Source organism: Pseudarthrobacter arbutini, assembly GCF_054510915.1.
The window spans coordinates 52,746-70,113 of record NZ_JBTNDQ010000010.1; the positions used below are offsets into that span (position 1 = coordinate 52,746).

Here is a 17,368-nt window from a genome sequence, read left to right on the forward strand (position 1 = left end):
TGTGGGCTGTGGATAATGCGGTATTTTGGGAGGCGTGCTGATCTCTGACCGCGATATTCGTGCCGAACTAGACTCCCAACGGATTGTCCTCGAACCTTACGATCCCGTGATGGTCCAGCCGTCGTCGGTGGACGTGCGGATCGACCGGTTCTTCCGACTTTTCGACAACCATAAGTACGCGCACATCGACCCCGCCGAAGAGCAGCCCGAGCTGACGCGGCTTGTGGAGGTGGAGAGCGGTGAGCCGTTCATCCTGCACCCCGGCGAGTTTGTCCTGGGTTCCACCTACGAGGCCGTCACGTTGCCGGACGACATTGCTGCGCGGTTGGAAGGCAAGTCGTCCCTGGGCCGGCTGGGCCTGCTGACGCACTCCACGGCCGGGTTCATTGATCCGGGGTTTTCCGGCCACGTCACGCTGGAGCTGTCCAACATGGCCACGCTGCCCATCAAGCTCTGGCCCGGCATGAAGATCGGCCAGCTGTGCTTCTTCCGGCTGACCTCTGCTGCTGAGTTCCCGTACGGTTCCGGCGAATACGGCAACCGCTACCAGGGCCAGCGAGGGCCGACAGCCAGCCGCAGCCACCTGAACTTTCACCGTACCGAGGTCTGAGCCTTTTCCTTCGAGGGGTGCAGGTTCGGCGCGTGTCTGCGTGCAGGTTAGGCGGGTGGCCTACGCCTTCGCGGCCAACCGGACAGGCCCGCCGAACGCCTTGAGCACTGGTTCCACATAGCGCGCGGCCAGCGGCCCGAGGACGGCCATGATCAGCACGTAGGCCGTGGCCAGGGCCGCGAGCTCGTCCGGGACCACGCCGGACGCCACTGCCAGGCCGGCGATGACGATGGAAAACTCGCCGCGGGCAATCAGTGCCGCACCTGCACGGAAGCGGCCGGGACGGGCAATGCCGGCGCGCTTGGCGGCCCAGATGCCGGTGAGCATTTTGGTCGCGGCGGTGACAACGGCCAGAACCAGCGCCCAGCCGAGCACCGGCGGGATCGAGGAAGGATCCGTGTTAAGGCCGAAGGCGACAAAGAAAAGCGCCGCGAACAGATCCCTCAGGGGCTCCAGGATCCGGGTGGCGCTGTGGGCCGTGGCGCCCGAAATGGCGATGCCGAGCATGAACGCCCCTACGGCTGCCGAAACCTGCATGGCCGAGGCCACGCCCGCCACCAGCAGGGCCGCGCCCAGCAGGTTGAGCAGGAAGACTTCGGAGTTCTCGCTGTGCACCGCTTTCGACACGCGGTGTCCGTGCCGCAGGGCCACCATCAACACCACGGTGACCACCGCAAGGGAGATCGCCACGGTGGTGAGCCCGCCCAGGAAGCTCACGCCGGCAAGGGTGGCGGTAAGGATGGGCAGGTATACGGCCATGGCCAGGTCCTCGAAGACCAGTATGGACAGCACCACCGGGGTCTCGCGGTTACCGATCCGGCCCAGGTCCGTGATGACCTTGGCGGCGATCCCGGACGACGATATATACGTGACACCGCCCATGACCATCGCGCCCACCATGCCCCATCCAAGCAGCAGCGCCAGTCCTGCGCCGGGGATGAAATTCAGCACCAGGTCAAGAACACCGGCCTGCCAGGACCTGCGCAGACCGGTGAAAAGCTCGGCAGCCGTATATTCCAAGCCGAGCATAAGCAGCAGCAGAATCACGCCGATTTCGCCAGAGAGATGTGCGAATTCCTGCATACCTTCGAGCTTGACCACGCCGCCTGCGCCGAAGGCGAGTCCGCCAACGAGGTAGAGCGGGATGGGTGACATTCCGATCCGTCCGGCCAGCCTGGCCAGCAGGCCAAGGCAGAACACAACGGCCCCCAGTTCAATGAGGGTCAGGGCCAACGGGTCCATAACGCTCAGCCGTTGCGCAGGATGTCGGCCGCCGAATCGAGGCCTTCTTGCGTTCCAACTGCAACGAGGAGGTCACCGGAGTGAAGTACGACGTCGGGTCCCGGCGACGGGAGCACTTCGCCTTCACGCATGATCGCCACGATCGAGACTCCGCAGCGCGTGCGGATACAGGCCTTCCCCATGGGCTGGTTCTGGAACGGGGATTCCGGCGCGATGGAGAACTGCCGGGTCACGATGCCCGGGATCTCCCGGTGCTCTTCAGTCAGCTTCATGGCAAGGTGCTGCCCGCCCAGGAGGTTACCCAGGGTGGCGGCCTCATCGCCGGTCAGGGGAATCGACGCCTGGCAGGTGTCGGGATCGTCCCAAGTGGAAACGATGAGTTCCATCGTGCCCTCGCGCAGCTCCACGACGCCGATGCGGCGGCCGGAAGTCGTCATGAAGTCCTTCCGCCGGCCCAGGCCGGGGAGGTCAGTCTCGTCCACGTTCATACCACCAGCCTAGTCTTTGCAGGCCGGTTTCGGGCGGGGGTGGGGCTTAAGTGGCCGTTCGCGCTAGGAGGCTGGAACGACGGCGATGGCGGTCTTGTCCGGCGACTTCACCGGGAGCAGGACCAGCAGGCCGGCGAGCAGCACCACCATGATGCCCAGGATTCCCCAGCGCTGGGCCTCGCCGGGCGCAACCAGGGGAGTGGCCAGCGTGATGCACAGGGTGAACAGCGCCGGGGCCAGGAAACTGACGGCACGGCCGGTGGTGGCGTAGAGGCCAAACAGTTCGCCGGACTCGCCGTGGGGTGCCAGCCGGGCCAGGTAAGCCCGCGATGAGGACTGGGCAGGCCCCACAAACAGGCACAGGAACAGCCCGAAGACCCAGAAGGTGGTGCTGCCGGCCCACGCCGTGCCAAAGAAGATGTAGTTTTCGTTGCCGAGGACCAGGATCATGGTCCCGGCGACCAGCAGCCCCACCAAGGAACCCATGATCACGGCCTTGGGCCCCACACGATCGTCCAGGAACCCGCCGATGATGGCGCCCACGGCCGCCACCACATTGCCGAAGATGGCAAAGAAGATGACCTCGGACAATTCGAAGCCAAACGTGCCGGCCGCGATGATCCCGCCGAAGGTGAACACGGCCGCGAGGCCGTCCCGGAACACTGCGCTGGCCAGGAGGAAATAAATGGTGTGCGGGCTGGTGGCGTAGATGGCCTTGATCCGGCGGATCAGCAGGCGGTAGGAGGCCAGGAAACCCAGCGGTTGGGCCCGCTCCGGCCGCGGCAGCTCCGGGACAGCGAACAGCACGGGCAGGGCAAAGATGAAGAACCACAGGGCTGAGAACACAGCCACGAGCCGGATGTTCAGGCTGTCCTCGGTGGAGGCGCCGAACCAGTCGAAGCTCGGCTGCACAAACAGCTGCAGCACAATCAGCAGGGCCACAATGCCGCCCAGGTAGCCCATGCCCCAGCCGAACCCGCTGACCTTGCCGATGTTTTTCGGCGTGGAGATCTGGGCCAGCATGGCGTTGTAGTTGACGCCGGCGAACTCAAAGAACACGTTCCCCAGCGCGATCAGGGAAACGCCCAGGAGCAGGAACTCCGGCCGTGGGAACACAAAGAAGCACAGGCCCGTCAGGACGGCGACGGCGGCCGTGTTGACCCCCAGCCACAGTTTGCGGCGTCCGCCGTTGTCCGAGCGCTGCCCGGTCACCGGAGCGAGTAGCGCGATGGCGATCCCCGCAATGGCCAGTGCACCGCCAAGAACGGCCGACGCCTGGTCCTCGCCGCCGAAGGCATTGGAGGTGAGGTAGACGGTGAACACGAAGGTGGTCATTACCGCGTTGAAGGCCGCAGATCCCCAGTCCCAGGCGGCCCAGGCGAGGACCCGGCCCTTGCCGGCGGCCTGGGTTCCGGACGCGAGTTCCGATGACGGCTGCATGGCCTCAGGAGCGCTGGCGGTGTTCATAGGCTGAATCGTATCCGCCCCTGGCGAACATCGCGGTGATGATACGCCGGACACCCGGGAAATTCCAGGGACCCGCGATCTGGGGCGGGAAAAGTGTCAGTGGTGCCTTGATAAACTTTGGCCACCGAACCTGACGAATGACCGCCTGCCCTAACTTTTTGACAATCGAATCCCTGACGTTGCGGAGATACCAGTGATCACAGTCCTTGCCGTGCATTTTGCGGTTGCTGCCGTGGCGCCGTTTCTCTTCAGGGCGTGGGGTCGCAGCGCGTTCTATGCGCTGGCGGCTGTGCCCTCTGCTTCCTTTGTCTGGCTGTTGTTCCAGCACGGCGCCGTGTACTCGGACGCCGGCGCGGTCTCGGAGGTCTTCCCGTGGATTCCCGGGCTGGATCTTGAATTCGCCTTCCGGCTCGATCCCCTTGCCTGGGTGATGTCGCTCCTTATCCTGGGCGTCGGCGCCTTGGTGCTCGTCTATTGCGCCCGGTACTTCAGCCTCAAGGACCAGGATCTCGGCGGCTTCGGCGCCCAGTTCCTCGCCTTCGCGGGAGTGATGTTCGGCCTGGTGATCGCTGACGATCTTCTTCTGATGTTCATCTTCTGGGAACTCACCACCATCCTGTCCTACCTGCTGATCGGCTTCGCCCGCACCAGGCTGGCGGCCCGGCGTTCGGCGCTGCAGGCCCTGATGGTCACCACCGCGGGCGGGCTGGCCATGCTGGTGGGCCTGGTCATGCTTGGCCACAGCGCCGGCACGTACCGGATTTCGGCGATCCTGGCGCAGGCTCCCACCCTGATAAGCGGACCGACCGGCGCAATCGTTGCCGCCGCCGTCGTACTTATCCTGGCGGGCGCCATCAGCAAGTCGGCGCTGGTTCCCTTCCACTTCTGGCTCCCGGGAGCCATGGCGGCCCCCACGCCGGTGAGCGCGTACCTCCACGCCGCGGCTATGGTGAAGGCCGGGATCTACCTGGTGGCGCGGCTTGCGCCGGGATTCTCCGACACCGCCTACTGGCAGTCCATTGTGCTGGGCCTGGGCCTGGCCACCATGCTGGTTGGCGGCTACCGGGCGCTCCGGCAGACCGACATCAAACTCATCCTGGCCTACGGCACCGTCAGCCAGCTGGGTTTCCTGACCATGGTGGTGGGGCTGGGCACTCCGGACGCGGCCCTCGCCGGCCTCGCGATGCTCCTCGCCCACGGATTGTTCAAGGCCACCCTGTTCCTGGTGGTGGGCATCATCGACCACCAGGCCGGGACCCGCGATGTGCGCCAGCTGTCGGGCGTGTTCCGGCAGTCCCGGGCGCTCGGAATTGTGGCCGGCATCGGTGCCGCCTCGATGGCCGGCGTCCCGCTGCTCGCCGGATTTGTGGCCAAGGAATCAGTCCTGGAAGCCTTTGTCCACCACGCTTCCGGCGGCGAGGCCTGGAGCATGGCGGTGCTCGTGGGCGTCGTCCTCGGGTCCATTCTCACGTTCGCCTACAGCGCACGCTTTATGTGGGGAGCGTTCGCGGTGAAGCCCGGGATTGAGCGGACAACGTTCAAGGCGGTCAAGCCTTCCTTCCTGGCGGCCCCGGCCGTCCTCAGCGTCCTCAGCATCGTCTACGGCCTTTGGCCGGCGCCGGTGGACGCCTGGGTCCAGCCCTACGCTGCGCTGTTCGCCTTCACCGCGTCCGACGCCGGCACACCGGCCGAGCAGGCCGGCCACCTTGCGCTGTGGCACGGTTTCACCCCCGCCCTGGGACTGACCGCCCTCACGTTCGCACTGGGCCTGGCGATGTACTTCGGACGGAACCTGGTGGCCCGTGCGCAGTCCCGCGTCCCGGGCTGGATCGACGGCGACCGCATATACCAGCTCACTATCGGCGCCCTGGACGACACCGCGGTCTGGATCACCGGCCGCACGCAGCGTGGTTCCCTGTACTTCTACCTCGCCGTGATCCTCACGATGGCGTTCGCGCTGCCGCTGACTGCCATGGTGCTGGCGGGCAAGCCGCTGCCGGACAGCCTGTACTTCATCGATCCGTACTCGCCGCTGCAGCCCGTGGTCGGGGCAGGAATTGTCATCGGCGCGCTGGCCGCGGTCAAGGCCAACAAACGGTTCCTCGCCGTGCTGATGGTGTCCGTCACCGGATACGGGATCGCCCTGATGTTCGCGCTCCAGGGCGCGCCGGACCTGGCCCTCACGCAGATGCTTGTGGAAACCATCATCCTGGTGGCCTTTGTCCTGGCCATGCGCAGCCTGCCCGCGGAACTCCGTGACCGCACCGGTGGCAAGTACCGGGTGATCCGCGTGATCATCGGGGCGGCGTTCGGCGTCACCATGGTCTTCGCCGCCATCCACGCCATGGGCGCCCGGGTGGCCGTCCCCGTGTCCCTGGAATTCCCGCGCCTTGCCTATGAAGGCGGCGGCGGGCTGAACATCGTCAACGTGACCCTGGTGGACATCCGCGCCTGGGACACTTTCGGTGAAATATCCGTCCTTGCCCTGGCCGCCACAGGTGTTGCCAGCCTCATCTTCGTCCGCGGCCGCGGCGACCGGACCAGGGTCTCTGAAACTATTGCCGAGGGCAGCGTCGGCCGCCAGGTCGCAGTGGATCCCGGGTCGCGGGAAGCCGCGGCCCTGGCGATCAGCCGCAAATTCGCCGCCTCCGCCCGGGATGCTTGGATCGTGGCGGGGCGCACGCTGGCACCGGAACGGCGTTCCATCATCTTTGAAGTGGTCACGCGGCTGATCTTCCACTCCCTGATCATCTTCTCGCTTTACCTCCTCCTGGCCGGCCACAACCTGCCCGGCGGCGGCTTCGCCGGCGGCCTGACTGCCGGGCTTGCCCTGGCCATCCGCTACCTGGCCGGCGGCCGGTTCGAACTGCGTGAGGCCACGCCCGTCGGCGCCGGAACGCTGCTGGGGATCGGGCTCGCCACTGCGGCGGCGTCCGGTGTGGTGCCGCTGCTGCTGGGCGGCCAGGTATTCCAGACCGCCATCATCGAACTCTGGCTTCCGGTGTTCGGGGACATCAAGTTCGTTACGTCCACCATCTTCGACATCGGCGTCTACATTGTGGTGATCGGCCTGGTGCTGGACGTGCTGCGCAGCCTGGGCTCCGAGATCGACGAACACTTTGAAGAGCAGAGAACTGCGCCCGCCGAGGACGCGCCAAGCGACGACGCTCCTGCCGCTGCCGAGGTGCAGGCGGATGTGCACGCCAAGGAGCCCGCGGGCGTCCCCGCCGAAACCACCGCGAGGGGCCAAGGATGAGCGTCAACCTGACCCTGCTGACCGTGATGGGTGCCCTGTATGCGTGCGGCATCTACCTGATCCTGGAACGCAGCCTCACCCGCGTGCTGCTGGGGCTGATGCTGCTGGCCAATGCCACCAACCTGCTGATCCTGGCCACCGGTGGCTACGCAGGCCTGGCGCCGCTGTACAACAAGGACACCGGCGCCCAGGAGTACTCGGACCCGCTTCCGCAGGCCCTGATCCTCACGTCGATCGTGATCTCGTTCGCGGTGACGGCCTTTATGCTCGGCATCATTTACCGCACGTGGGTCCTGGCCCGCCAGGATGAGATCCAGGACGACATCGAGGACCTCCGTGTCGCCGAGACGCCCCGCTTCGACGCCGAGGATGACGCCCCGATTCCGGCCGAAACTTCGGAGTTTCCCCTGACCATGCTGGGCAGTGACGGGAGCGCCGTCTCGGACCACCCCACGGCTGCGGACGGCCCGGATGAGGCCGGGGGTTCCGTCACCGCCGGCGCTAAGGAGATTCCTGCCGGGGACGCCGCCGCCGAAGAGCAACCCGGCTCGCAGAACGTAACCCCTGGTCCCGAAGGAGGTGTGAAGTGAACATCGCAAGCTTTGCCCCGCTCGCCGTCGTACTTCCCATCCTCGGTGCCGCCCTGGCCTTCCTGCTGATCCGGCACGCCCGCGCCCAGCGCGCGGTGAGCATCGGCGTGCTGTCCCTGACACTTCTGCTGGAGTGCCTGCTGCTGGCCTCCGTGTGGGACGGCGGAACGGCCGCCGTGACCATCGGCGGCTGGCTGCCGCCGTGGGGCATCACCATGGTGGTGGACCAGTTCTCGTCCCTCATGCTCGTGGTGTCGTCGGCTATCAGCCTCGCTGTGCTGGTCTATGCCACCGGGCAGGGCATGGCCGACGGCGACCAGGACGCGCCGGTGTCGATCTTCCACCCCACCTACCTGATCCTGGTGGCCGGGGTGTCCAACGCGTTCCTGTCCGGGGACCTGTTCAACCTGTACGTCGGCTTCGAGATCCTGCTGACGGCAAGCTATGTGCTGATGACACTGGGCGGAACCGGCCCCCGCATCCGCGCCGGCGTCACCTATGTGGTGGTCTCCGTGGTGTCCTCCGTGCTGTTCCTGATCTCCATTGCGATGGTCTACGGCGCCACCGGAACCGTGAACATGGCCGACCTCGCCATCAAGCTCGCGGACCTGGACGAGGGAACCCGGACCCTGCTGCACGTGATGCTGCTGGTGGCATTCGGCATCAAGGCGGCCGTGTTCCCACTGTCGTTCTGGCTGCCTGACTCCTACCCCACGGCGCCGGCGCCGGTCACCGCCGTGTTCGCCGGCCTGCTGACCAAAGTCGGTGTCTACGCGATGGTGCGCACGGAAACCCTGCTCTTCCCCGGGGACAGCCTGAACACTCCGCTGATGGTGGCGGCGCTGCTGACCATGGTGGTGGGGATCCTAGGCGCCTTGGCCCAGACTGACATCAAACGTCTGTTGTCCTTCACCCTGGTCAGCCACATCGGCTACATGGTGTTCGGCCTGGCGATGTCCTCGGTGGCCGGGCTGGGCGCCGCCGTGTTCTACGTGGCCCACCACATCACCATCCAGACCAGCCTCTTCCTGGTTACGGGCCTGATCGAGCGCCGCGGCGGCAGCTCCTCCGTGGACCGGCTGGCAGGCCTCGCCAAGCTGTCACCCATCCTGGCCCTGCTCTTCTTTATCCCCGCCATGAACCTTGCCGGGATCCCGCCGTTCTCCGGTTTCCTGGGGAAAGTGGGGCTCATCCAGGCCGGCATCGAACTGGGCACGCCCCTGGCCTACGCCCTGGTGATCGGCGGTGTGGTCACCAGCCTCCTGACCTTGCTGGCCGTCGCGCGGGTCTGGAACCGCGCGTTCTGGCGCAAGCCCTCGGACGCCGAGCACCCGGACCCCGTCCTGCTGGCTGAGCCCGAGGATTCGGATACCGGCAGCCGGGCCGGCCGCAAGAACGTCACGCTGCTTCCCCGCACCATGGTGGGCTCAACCCTGGGCCTGGTGGTCCTGGGCGTCTCACTCACTGTTTTCGCGGGCCCGCTGTTCACAGTCTCGGACCAGGCCGCCCACGAAATGCTGGACAGGTCCGCCTACATCCAGGCCGTGCTGGGCGAGGACACGGAAGTTCCCCCGCTGGCCCTGAAAGACGGTGGGGGCAAATGAGCCGCCGCCGGATTTCCCTCCGCCAGGAACTGCCCCTGCTGGTATGGCTGGTGATTGTCTGGGGCGCCCTGTGGCAGGACTTCAGCCCCGGCAACCTGCTCTTCGGCGCGTTGCTGGCTGTGCTCGTGGCCCGGATATTCTACCTGCCGCCGGTGGAACTCAGCGGCCGGTTCAACATTCTTTATGCAGTGCCATTTGCCCTGCGTTTCCTGGGCAGGGTGGCGGCAGCGAGCGTCGAGGTCATGTATCTGGCGGCTGTCCGCGGCCCGCGGGTCATCAACGCCGTCGTCGCGGTGCCGTTGCGGAGCCACCAGGACTTGATGGTCACCGCCACCGGGCACGTGATTTCGCTGATCCCGGGCTCGCTGGTGGTGGAAGTGGACCGGTCAACGTCCACCCTGTACCTCCACGCGCTCAATGTCAGCAACCCGGAAGAAGTGGAAAGCCTGCGCAAGGAAGTCCGCTCCATCGAAGCGGGCCTGATCAGGATCATGGGCACCCGCGAAGAACTCGAAGCAATCCGGCAGGAGGCCGCAGCATGATGCAGACCGTCCTGGCTGTCACCGCAGTCATTCTCTCGCTGGCAGCGGCGGGAGCCATCATCAGGATCTCCCGCGGCCCGTCGCTGCTGGACAGGGTGCTGGCCTCCGACGTCCTGCTCGCGATCCTCGGTGCGGCCCTGTGCATCGACATGGCCGTCAACCGGCACCTGAACAACCTGATGCTGCTGGTGGCGCTGTCCGTGGTCGGCTTCATCGGGTCGGTGACCGTGGCGCGCTACGTGGCCGACCGGCGGGAGCAAGCCAATGAGTCCTGAGGCCAGCGTGGTTGATAACGTCATCGATGCCGTGTCGGCGGTGTTCCTGGTGGTGGGTGCCCTTATGTCGCTCGCCGCCGCCGTGGGCCTGCTCCGCTTCCCGGACCTGCTGAGCCGCATGCACGCTGCCACCAAGCCCCAGGTGCTGGGGCTGTTCCTGCTCCTGGCGGCCATCGGCCTGCAGCTGCGCACCTGGTGGGTGTGGCCGGTGCTGCTGGTGGCCTGGATCTTCCAGCTGCTGACGGTGCCGGTTTCCGCCCACATGGTGGGCCGCGCCGGTTACCGGACCAAACACCTTCACCGTGAGCTGCTCAGCTCGGATGAACTCGAAGCCGTGGTTCAGAAGGCGGCCCAATCGGCCAGAGATGAGTCGTCCAGGGATGAAGCGTCCGACGGCGGCCGGCGGGACTGAGCGTCAGCCACCGCCGCCCCAATCACCGCCGGACTGCTTGCCAGGGTTAGACGATGTCCTGGGACTTGGCGAAACGGGTGATGGCCCGTTGCGTGCCGCGGTTGGCGAGCACCTGGATGATGGTGCTGACCGAGGCCGAAATGAGCGCGAACGTCAGGGCCGAGCGCAGGGTGGTGGGAGTGTCTTCGTCCTTGCCGGTGGGGGGCTTCCGGCCGGTGGACTTTTCCCACACGGTATTGACCACCTTCGTGCCGACGAATCCGGCGCCGAGGCTGATTGCAGTGCCGAGCAGCTTGATGAACAGGTTCATTCGTTGAACTCCTTGTGAGCGGATCCGGGACTTCCTTTAGCCTAACCCGGCTGCATGGACTCCAGAATCTCCCGCAGGGCTTCCACCACCAGATCGTGGTCCTGCTGCTGGGGCAGGCCCGAGACCGTCACCGTGGCCACTGCACCCACACCGGCGACGTAGACCGGGAAGCAGCCGCCGTGCGGGGCGTAGGTGGACTCGTCGAACCAGCCGTGGTCCTCGATCCGGCCGCCGTGCAGCCTGCCGCGGAGGCCCACCAGCAACGACGGGATCTCATACCTGGCGGCGGTGCGCTGCTTGGCCCGGACCCAGTGCTCGTTGTCCGGGGTGGCGCCGTCCAGGGCCACGTGGAACAGGACCTGGTCACCCTTGGTGATGTCGATCGCGATGGGCAGCTTCCGGCTCTTGCCCAGCTCCACCAGGAGCAGCCCGAGGTTGAGGGAGTCGTCCTTGCTGAAATGCGGAAACTGCAGCTCGTTGATCTCGGCTTCGACCCGGGCAATCAGGGCCTCCAGCAGCCCCGCCGGCTGGGGCACCGTCGAATCAGGATTGAACGCAGTCACAGTCGGGTTGTTGGCAGTCATGGCCCACAATCTACCCCGCCCGCGGTGTAAACTGGAGCACGCCCATCAGGGCAGATTTATTACGACAGGGGAGCGCCGCCGTCGGACATCACTGGCATTGCCAGGGAACCGCAGGTGGGCGCTGAGAGTGCGGACAGCCGCAGACCCTCGAACCTGATCCGGTTAGTACCGGCGCAAGGGAGTCGAGTTCTCGAAGTGTCCGGAAACGGCGGCAGCGCCGCACGCCGGGGCACTTTCCCCTCCTGTTCCTCAGGAGGACCAAAATGACAACTGCAGCAATCAAAAAGACCGGCAATACCTGGCGCGTTGTGGACATCGTAGTGGCGGCACTCATCGCCATCACCGGCGGCGTGATCTTCTGGGCCTGGTCCCAGGGCGCCGGCATCGTCTCCGCCCCCATGAACGCCGTTTACCCCCCGCTGACCGGCCTGATCGCCGGCGGCTGGATGATCCCGGCAGTGCTGGGCATGCTCATCATCCGCAAACCCGGCGCGGCGCTCTTCTGCGAAGCGGTGGCCGCCACCGGCGAGCTCATCATGGGCTCGCAGTACGGCGCCACGGTGCTGATCTCCGGCCTCCTGCAGGGCCTGGGCGCCGAGCTGGTGTTCTTCCTGTTGGTGTACGGCAACTTCCGGTTCAAGTCCTTCCTGCACCAGAAGTACAACCTCATCGCCGCGCTGCTGGCCGGTGCCGGGGCGGGCCTGTTCTGCGGCCTCAATGACTCGTTCCTGCCGTGGGGCTGGAACATCGCCTACGAGCCCGGCGACAAGCTCGCGTACATCGTGTTCTGCACCATCTCCGGCGCAGTGATTGCAGGTGCCTTGTCCTGGATCGCCACCCGCGGCCTGGCCAGGACCGGTGTGCTGAGCTCGTTCGCGTCCCGGAAGGCAGCGTCGGAGCCCGTCTTCAACTGATGACCGCTTCCGACGCCAGTGCTTCCGGAGTGCGCCCCGCCGCGGTGTCCGCCCGCGGCTGGGGCTGGCGGCACGCCGGGCGATCCGCCCCCGCCGTCCACGGGCTCGACCTCGACATCGCGCCCGGCGAGCGGGTGCTGCTGCTGGGACCGTCGGGCGCGGGCAAGTCAACGCTGCTGCACGCGCTCGCAGGGGTGCTGGGGGATGAAGGGGACGACGCCGACGAAACCGGTTCGCTGCTGATCGACGGTGTGGTGCCCCGCGGGCAGCGCGGCCGCTCGGGCCTGATGCAGCAGGATCCGGAAACGCAGGTTGTTCTTTCGCGTCTGGGCGACGACGTCGCCTTCGGCGCCGAGAACCTCGCCGTTCCGCGGGACGAGATCTGGCGGCGCGTCCATGAAGCGCTCGACGACGTCGGGCTGCGAAGTGCCGACGTCCGGCCCGGCGGCGATGGTTTGGACGCCGACGGCGGGCCAGGTGCCGCCGGGCTCCCGCTGGACCACCCGACGTCGGACCTGTCCGGCGGGCAGAAGCAGCGCCTGGCGCTGGCCGGGATCCTCGCGATGCGGCCCGGGCTGATCCTGCTGGATGAGCCCACCGCGAACCTGGATCCCGCCGGTGTGCTGGAAGTCCGGGACGCAGTGGGCCGCTGCCTGGACAAAACCGGCGCCACGCTCGTTGTGGTGGAGCACCGTGTGTCCGTCTGGAAGGACCTGGTGGACCGGATTGTGGTGCTGCAGCCGGGCTCGGCTGCGGGCTCCGCTGGAAGTTCCGCCGCCACGTCCGCAGTCCTGCTGGACGGGCCGCCGGACCAGGTGCTAGCGGAGGCACGGGACATGCTGATCGGCGCGGGCGTCTGGGTGCCGGGGTATGTTCCGGCAACCCGCCGCCGCGTGTCCGTAGGCTCCGGTGACCTGCTGCTGGCCGCCGGGGAACTGGCCGTCTCCCGCGAGCGTCCGCGGCGCCGCGGCTTCCGGACCATCCCGCCCGTACCGGTGCAGCAGGGCATCACGGCCCAGGTCCGTTCCGGCCAGGCACTCACCGTCACGGGGCCCAACGGCGCCGGAAAGTCAACGTTTGCGCTGACGCTCGCCGGACTTCTGGCGCCGGTGGCGGGGAAGGTGTCCGCCGCGGTCGAGCTTTCCGAGGGGGCCGGGATCGATCCCTTCAAATGGAAGGCCAACCAGCTTATTTCCCGCATCGGAACGGTCTTCCAGGAGCCTGAGCACCAGTTCGTGACCGGCCGCGTGCTGGACGAACTGATGTTCGGTCCGCGGCACCTGGGGCATGGCGAGGAGCGGGTTGATGAGCTGCTGGAACGGCTGCGCCTGACGCACCTGGTGGACGCCAATCCGTACACGCTCTCGGGAGGCGAAAAGCGGCGTCTCTCGGTGGCCACTGTCCTCGCGGCCCACCCTCGTGTGCTGGTCCTCGACGAGCCGACCTTCGGCCAGGATGCCAACACCTGGGCCGAGCTCGCATCGTTCCTCTCAGAACTGCTCGACGCCGGGACCTCCGTGGTTTCCGTGACCCACGACCAGGAATTCAGCGCCGTTCTGGGCGGGGCCGAACTGCGGCTTGGCCCGGCCTCGCGCGGCGGCGCCCGCCAGGAAGCAAGTGCGGCATGAGGGATGCCCTGACCCTCCGTGGCAACCACGCGCTGCTGACGCGGGCCAACCCGCTGGCCAAGTTCGCCGTCGTCTTCCTCATCACCCTGGTGCTGGCGCTCTCCATCGACTGGGTGTCTGCCACTACCGCGCTCGTGGCGGAACTGGCACTCTTTCCGCTGGCCGGCCTCACCCTTCGCTTGCTGTGGCAACGGGGCTGGCCGCTCATCATCGCGGCAGCCCTGGGCGGCTGGAGCACGGCGATCGTCGCGGCGGACAGCGGCGCTGTACTGCTCGACGTCGGGATCTGGTCCATCAGCGAAGGTTCCCTGCAGCTGGGAATCGGTTTTATGCTGCGAGGCCTCGCGATAGCCCTGCCGGCGATCCTGCTTATGACCTGCACAGATCCGACCGACCTCGCCGATGCGCTGGCCCAGAAGGCCCGGCTGCCGCACCGTTTTGTCCTTGGCACGCTGGCCGCGATGCGGCTGGTGGGACTGATGGCCGAGGAATGGCAGACCATCGGCATGGCGCGGCGGGCCCGCGGCGTGGGCTCGCAGGGCAGCCCGCTGCAACGGCTGCGGGCCACCCTCGGGCAGAGTTTCGGGCTCCTGGTCCAGGCCATCCGCCGGGCGTCCCGGCTGGCCATCACCATGGAAGCGCGCGGTTTTGGCACCGGGCAGCGGACGTGGGCCCGGGAATCCACGTATTCAATGCTGGACGCCTGGGTCCTGGCGGGCGGCGTGCTGATCGCGGCGGCTGCTGTGGTTTCCGCGGCTGTAATGGGGACCTGGAACTTCGTCTGGCGCTAGTCCGTGCGGGCCATGCTTCTGGATTCTGGCTACGCCGCGCTGTGCTTGCTAAATGCACGAGTGGTCGTAGTCGAAGCCCCTGGAGACGAACTGGGTCAGGGTGACTGTGCCGCCGGGTGTTAGCGGCGCATTCGAGCAGTTGGCCGTGGCTCCGAAGGCCGTGCGGGCGCCTGCCAGCCAGCTGGGCAGGGCATAAAGGTTGCTGGAGGTGCTGACGGTGCCCACGATCTGTCCCCATTGATAGGCCGAGGAGTAGATGCCGACGTCGGCGCCGATGCTGTGAAAGAAGTCGGTCATACCTTCCAGGACAGCACGGTTGGCATTCTTGTCGGGGGACCAGCTGTTGCCGGTTTCAACATCGAGCCACCACAGGTAGTCCGAGGGGCTGCTGATGCCACGGATGTAGGCGTCGTCGTACGCTTTGGCGTAGCCGTACATATAGGCGCACGCCGTGCCAACGTCCTTGTCCTCGCAGGTGCCGTAGGGGTTGGATGCCGCCTGGGATTCCGGGTAGCTGTTACTGGTGGGCCACCAGGAGCCAGTGAGCTCCGGGTTGGCGGTGTTGACGTAAAGTGCGACGGACGGCTGATCGGTCGGGTTCACCGTGATGGCTTCGGCCCAGCGGAGCAGTTCGGCGAGGCAGGGGTTAGTGGTGTTGGCCAGGCCATTGTTGACGCCCACGATCCCGAAAGCTGACGCGGCGGGAAGGGCCTTGTTGCATTGAGGCCACGAGACATCGTTACCCAATGCCAACTCGGCGCCCTCGCCGGGTGAAGGAGCGGCCACGGACACCGGCGCCACGATAATCCCGCAAAGGGCCATGAGCAGACACAAGATGGCACACACTAAAGCACGGGATGCTGTAGCCGCATTCCCATACATGGCAGGCCTCCTGCATGGCATTTTTCCGCTTTTCGGGTGAACCCGATGTTTCAGTCTCCCGCCGGGCGGGTACGGGGTCAAGTGCAACCATCAATGAGCAGCTATCTCATGAGTCGGGTATTTGCTGGGAATTCAGTCGACACTCCGGTTCATATCACATCGAATAGCTCATCTGTGATATTTTTTTGTTATGACTCAGGAAACTGCCGAGCACATCGCCGCCACGCTCAAGGACGCCCGGACCGAGAAGGGCTGGACCCAGGGCCAGCTCGCCGCGGCGCTGGGAACCAGCCAAAGCGCCGTCGCCCGGATGGAACAGGGCAAGCAGAACCTCAGCCTGAAGATGATCCAGCGGCTCGAAACGATCTTCGACCGCAGCATCGTCAAAGTGGGCAAACCGCAGATGACGCACTTGCGGATTGAAGGCGGCCGCACCCTGTCCGGGGCAGTGGATGTCAACAGCAGCAAAAACGCCGGTGTGGCGCTGCTGTGCGCCAGCCTGATCAACCGCGGAACCACCGTCCTGCGCCGCCTCGCACGGATCGAAGAGGTCAACCGGATCGTGGAGGTCCTGACCAGCATCGGCGTCGAATGCACCTGGCTCAACGACACCGACCTCCAGCTCCGCCGCCCCGCCGTCCTGGACCTTGAGGCCATGGATGTGGACGCGGCGCGCCGCACGCGCAGCGTGATCATGCTCCTGGGCCCGCTCCTGGACGAATCCGCGGAATACCGCTTGCCGTATGCCGGCGGCTGCGATCTGGGTACCCGCACCGTGGAGCCGCACATGCAGGCGTTGCGCCAGTTCGGGCTCTCCGTGGAAGCCACTGCCGGTTTCTACGCCGTGCAGGCTCCGCGGCCGGACACCCACGACCGGTCCTTTGTGCTGACCGAACGCGGGGACACCGTCACCGAGAACGCGATCATGGCAGCGGCGCACCGCCGCGGCACCACCGTCATCCGCAACGCCAGCCCCAACTACATGGTCCAGGACCTCTGCTTCTACCTCGAGATGCTGGGCGTGAAGATCGACGGCGTGGGCACCACCACGCTGAAGATCACCGGGCAGCCGCTCATCGACGTCGACATTGAGTATTTTCCGTCCGAGGACCCCATTGAGGCCATGAGCCTCATCACCGCCGGGATCGTCACCAACTCAGAGGTGACCATCCGCCGCGTCCCCATCGAATTCATGGAGATCGAGCTGGCCACGCTGGAGCAGATGGGCCAGAAGCTGGAGATTTCCGGCGAGTACGTGGCGCGCAACGGCCGCACCCGGCTGGTGGATGTGACCACCAAACCGTCCGAGCTGCGGGCGCCCGAGGACAAGATCCACCCGATGCCGTTCCCCGGCCTGAACATCGACAACCTGCCGTTTTTCGCGGTCATCGCCGCGAACGCCCATGGTCAGACCATGATCCACGACTGGGTCTATGAGAACCGGGCCATCTACCTCACGGAACTCAACAGGCTCGGCGCCCAGGTGCAGCTGCTGGACCCGCACCGGATCTACGTCAACGGCCCCACTAAGTGGCGGGCCGCCGAGGTTGGCTGCCCGCCGGCACTCCGCCCCGCCGCCTGCCTGCTGCTGGCCATGCTCGCGGCGCGGGGTGTTTCGGAGCTGCGGAACATCTACGTGATCGAGCGCGGCTACGAGGACCTGGCGGAACGGCTCAACACCATCGGCGCCAAGGTGGAGTACTTCCAGGACTAGCGCTCGCAGAATCCGCCGACCCCGCGGGCTGCCGCGTGCCGGCCCGTTGCAGCACAATA

General features: G+C 66.3%; 17 protein-coding genes and 1 riboswitch. Of the genes, 11 read left to right on the forward strand and 6 right to left on the reverse strand.

Going from position 1 to position 17,368, the window contains the following annotated elements:
- Window positions 1-34: 34 nt before the first annotated feature.
- Window positions 35-610: a dCTP deaminase gene (gene dcd / locus ACX80V_RS12630; protein WP_058930848.1), complete on the forward strand. Its 576-nt coding sequence runs from the start codon at window positions 35-37 to the stop codon at window positions 608-610.
- Between the two features lie 60 nt (window positions 611-670).
- On the opposite strand, the gene ACX80V_RS12635 is transcribed toward dcd, so the two are convergent.
- From ACX80V_RS12635 to ACX80V_RS12645, 3 genes are all read right to left on the reverse strand, one after another.
- Window positions 671-1,852, reverse strand: coding sequence for a cation:proton antiporter (locus ACX80V_RS12635; RefSeq protein ID WP_485843421.1), 1,182 nt, complete (start codon window positions 1,850-1,852; stop codon window positions 671-673).
- 5 nt (window positions 1,853-1,857) lie between these two features.
- Complete coding sequence (locus tag ACX80V_RS12640; RefSeq protein ID WP_056341364.1) at window positions 1,858-2,340, reverse strand: cation:proton antiporter regulatory subunit; 483 nt, start codon at window positions 2,338-2,340, stop codon at window positions 1,858-1,860.
- A gap of 63 nt (window positions 2,341-2,403) precedes the next feature.
- Window positions 2,404-3,807, reverse strand: coding sequence for an MFS transporter (locus ACX80V_RS12645; protein WP_485843422.1), 1,404 nt, complete (start codon window positions 3,805-3,807; stop codon window positions 2,404-2,406).
- A gap of 193 nt (window positions 3,808-4,000) precedes the next feature.
- Between ACX80V_RS12645 and ACX80V_RS12650 the strand changes: the two genes are divergently transcribed.
- The 6 genes from ACX80V_RS12650 to mnhG are packed head-to-tail and all read left to right on the forward strand — an operon-like array spanning window position 4,001 to window position 10,486.
- On the forward strand, window positions 4,001-7,063 hold the full coding sequence (locus ACX80V_RS12650; protein WP_485843423.1) for a Na+/H+ antiporter subunit A: 3,063 nt from the start codon (window positions 4,001-4,003) through the stop codon (window positions 7,061-7,063).
- Window positions 7,060-7,653, forward strand: a complete 594-nt coding sequence (locus ACX80V_RS12655) for a Na(+)/H(+) antiporter subunit C (protein WP_485843424.1) — start codon at window positions 7,060-7,062, stop codon at window positions 7,651-7,653. The genes ACX80V_RS12650 and ACX80V_RS12655 overlap by 4 nt, the downstream gene beginning before the upstream one ends.
- Window positions 7,650-9,257, forward strand: coding sequence for a Na+/H+ antiporter subunit D (locus tag ACX80V_RS12660; protein ID WP_485843425.1), 1,608 nt, complete (start codon window positions 7,650-7,652; stop codon window positions 9,255-9,257). Before ACX80V_RS12655 ends, ACX80V_RS12660 begins: the two co-directional genes overlap by 4 nt.
- The gene (locus ACX80V_RS12665) at window positions 9,254-9,799 is read left to right on the forward strand and encodes a Na+/H+ antiporter subunit E (protein WP_248763654.1); all 546 of its coding nucleotides are present in this window, start codon (window positions 9,254-9,256) and stop codon (window positions 9,797-9,799) included. The genes ACX80V_RS12660 and ACX80V_RS12665 overlap by 4 nt, the downstream gene beginning before the upstream one ends.
- A complete protein-coding gene (locus tag ACX80V_RS12670; RefSeq protein ID WP_058930856.1) occupies window positions 9,796-10,074 on the forward strand; it encodes an MrpF/PhaF family protein in 279 nt (92 codons plus the stop codon). The genes ACX80V_RS12665 and ACX80V_RS12670 overlap by 4 nt, the downstream gene beginning before the upstream one ends.
- Window positions 10,064-10,486, forward strand: a complete 423-nt coding sequence (gene mnhG, locus ACX80V_RS12675; RefSeq protein WP_485843426.1) for a monovalent cation/H(+) antiporter subunit G — start codon at window positions 10,064-10,066, stop codon at window positions 10,484-10,486. The genes ACX80V_RS12670 and mnhG overlap by 11 nt, the downstream gene beginning before the upstream one ends.
- Window positions 10,487-10,532: 46 nt before the next feature.
- Here the strand turns inward: mnhG and ACX80V_RS12680 are convergent, their stop codons facing one another.
- Window positions 10,533-10,796: a DUF4235 domain-containing protein gene (locus ACX80V_RS12680; RefSeq protein WP_058930858.1), complete on the reverse strand. Its 264-nt coding sequence runs from the start codon at window positions 10,794-10,796 to the stop codon at window positions 10,533-10,535.
- 41 nt (window positions 10,797-10,837) lie between these two features.
- The gene (locus ACX80V_RS12685) at window positions 10,838-11,380 is read right to left on the reverse strand and encodes a heme-degrading domain-containing protein (protein WP_058930859.1); all 543 of its coding nucleotides are present in this window, start codon (window positions 11,378-11,380) and stop codon (window positions 10,838-10,840) included.
- Window positions 11,381-11,436: 56 nt separating this feature from the next.
- Window positions 11,437-11,578: riboswitch (TPP riboswitch) on the forward strand.
- A gap of 65 nt (window positions 11,579-11,643) precedes the next feature.
- Between ACX80V_RS12685 and ACX80V_RS12690 the strand changes: the two genes are divergently transcribed.
- The 3 genes from ACX80V_RS12690 to ACX80V_RS12700 are packed head-to-tail and all read left to right on the forward strand — an operon-like array spanning window position 11,644 to window position 14,713.
- Window positions 11,644-12,294 (forward strand): ECF transporter S component, encoded by a 651-nt coding sequence (locus ACX80V_RS12690; protein ID WP_058930860.1) that lies wholly within the window; start codon window positions 11,644-11,646, stop codon window positions 12,292-12,294.
- Entirely contained in the window at window positions 12,294-13,922 is a 1,629-nt protein-coding gene (locus tag ACX80V_RS12695; RefSeq protein ID WP_485843427.1) for an ABC transporter ATP-binding protein, read from the forward strand. The genes ACX80V_RS12690 and ACX80V_RS12695 overlap by 1 nt, the downstream gene beginning before the upstream one ends.
- The gene (locus tag ACX80V_RS12700) at window positions 13,919-14,713 is read left to right on the forward strand and encodes an energy-coupling factor transporter transmembrane component T family protein (protein WP_485843428.1); all 795 of its coding nucleotides are present in this window, start codon (window positions 13,919-13,921) and stop codon (window positions 14,711-14,713) included. The genes ACX80V_RS12695 and ACX80V_RS12700 overlap by 4 nt, the downstream gene beginning before the upstream one ends.
- Before the next feature lie 48 nt (window positions 14,714-14,761).
- Here ACX80V_RS12700 and ACX80V_RS12705 read toward each other — a convergent pair whose 3' ends face one another.
- Window positions 14,762-15,505: a glycoside hydrolase family 25 domain-containing protein gene (locus ACX80V_RS12705; protein ID WP_485843429.1), complete on the reverse strand. Its 744-nt coding sequence runs from the start codon at window positions 15,503-15,505 to the stop codon at window positions 14,762-14,764.
- A gap of 280 nt (window positions 15,506-15,785) precedes the next feature.
- Here ACX80V_RS12705 and ACX80V_RS12710 point away from each other — a divergent pair, with 280 nt between their 5' ends.
- Window positions 15,786-17,309 (forward strand): UDP-N-acetylglucosamine 1-carboxyvinyltransferase, encoded by a 1,524-nt coding sequence (locus ACX80V_RS12710; protein WP_485843430.1) that lies wholly within the window; start codon window positions 15,786-15,788, stop codon window positions 17,307-17,309.
- Window positions 17,310-17,368 lie beyond the last annotated feature (59 nt).

What these genes read in the sequence shown, in the direction of transcription:
- ACX80V_RS12635 (WP_485843421.1), bottom strand. Translation starts at nt 1,852, where the DNA reads ATGGACCCGTTGGCCCTGACCCTCATTGAACTGGGGGCCGTTGTGTTC.
- ACX80V_RS12640 (WP_056341364.1), bottom strand. Translation starts at nt 2,340, where the DNA reads ATGAACGTGGACGAGACTGACCTCCCCGGCCTGGGCCGGCGGAAGGAC.
- ACX80V_RS12645 (WP_485843422.1), bottom strand. Translation starts at nt 3,807, where the DNA reads ATGAACACCGCCAGCGCTCCTGAGGCCATGCAGCCGTCATCGGAACTC.
- ACX80V_RS12655 (WP_485843424.1), top strand. Translation starts at nt 7,060, where the DNA reads ATGAGCGTCAACCTGACCCTGCTGACCGTGATGGGTGCCCTGTATGCG.
- ACX80V_RS12665 (WP_248763654.1), top strand. Translation starts at nt 9,254, where the DNA reads ATGAGCCGCCGCCGGATTTCCCTCCGCCAGGAACTGCCCCTGCTGGTA.
- ACX80V_RS12670 (WP_058930856.1), top strand. Translation starts at nt 9,796, where the DNA reads ATGATGCAGACCGTCCTGGCTGTCACCGCAGTCATTCTCTCGCTGGCA.
- mnhG (WP_485843426.1), top strand. Translation starts at nt 10,064, where the DNA reads ATGAGTCCTGAGGCCAGCGTGGTTGATAACGTCATCGATGCCGTGTCG.
- ACX80V_RS12680 (WP_058930858.1), bottom strand. Translation starts at nt 10,796, where the DNA reads ATGAACCTGTTCATCAAGCTGCTCGGCACTGCAATCAGCCTCGGCGCC.
- ACX80V_RS12685 (WP_058930859.1), bottom strand. Translation starts at nt 11,380, where the DNA reads ATGACTGCCAACAACCCGACTGTGACTGCGTTCAATCCTGATTCGACG.
- ACX80V_RS12690 (WP_058930860.1), top strand. Translation starts at nt 11,644, where the DNA reads ATGACAACTGCAGCAATCAAAAAGACCGGCAATACCTGGCGCGTTGTG.
- ACX80V_RS12695 (WP_485843427.1), top strand. Translation starts at nt 12,294, where the DNA reads ATGACCGCTTCCGACGCCAGTGCTTCCGGAGTGCGCCCCGCCGCGGTG.
- ACX80V_RS12700 (WP_485843428.1), top strand. Translation starts at nt 13,919, where the DNA reads ATGAGGGATGCCCTGACCCTCCGTGGCAACCACGCGCTGCTGACGCGG.
- ACX80V_RS12710 (WP_485843430.1), top strand. Translation starts at nt 15,786, where the DNA reads ATGACTCAGGAAACTGCCGAGCACATCGCCGCCACGCTCAAGGACGCC.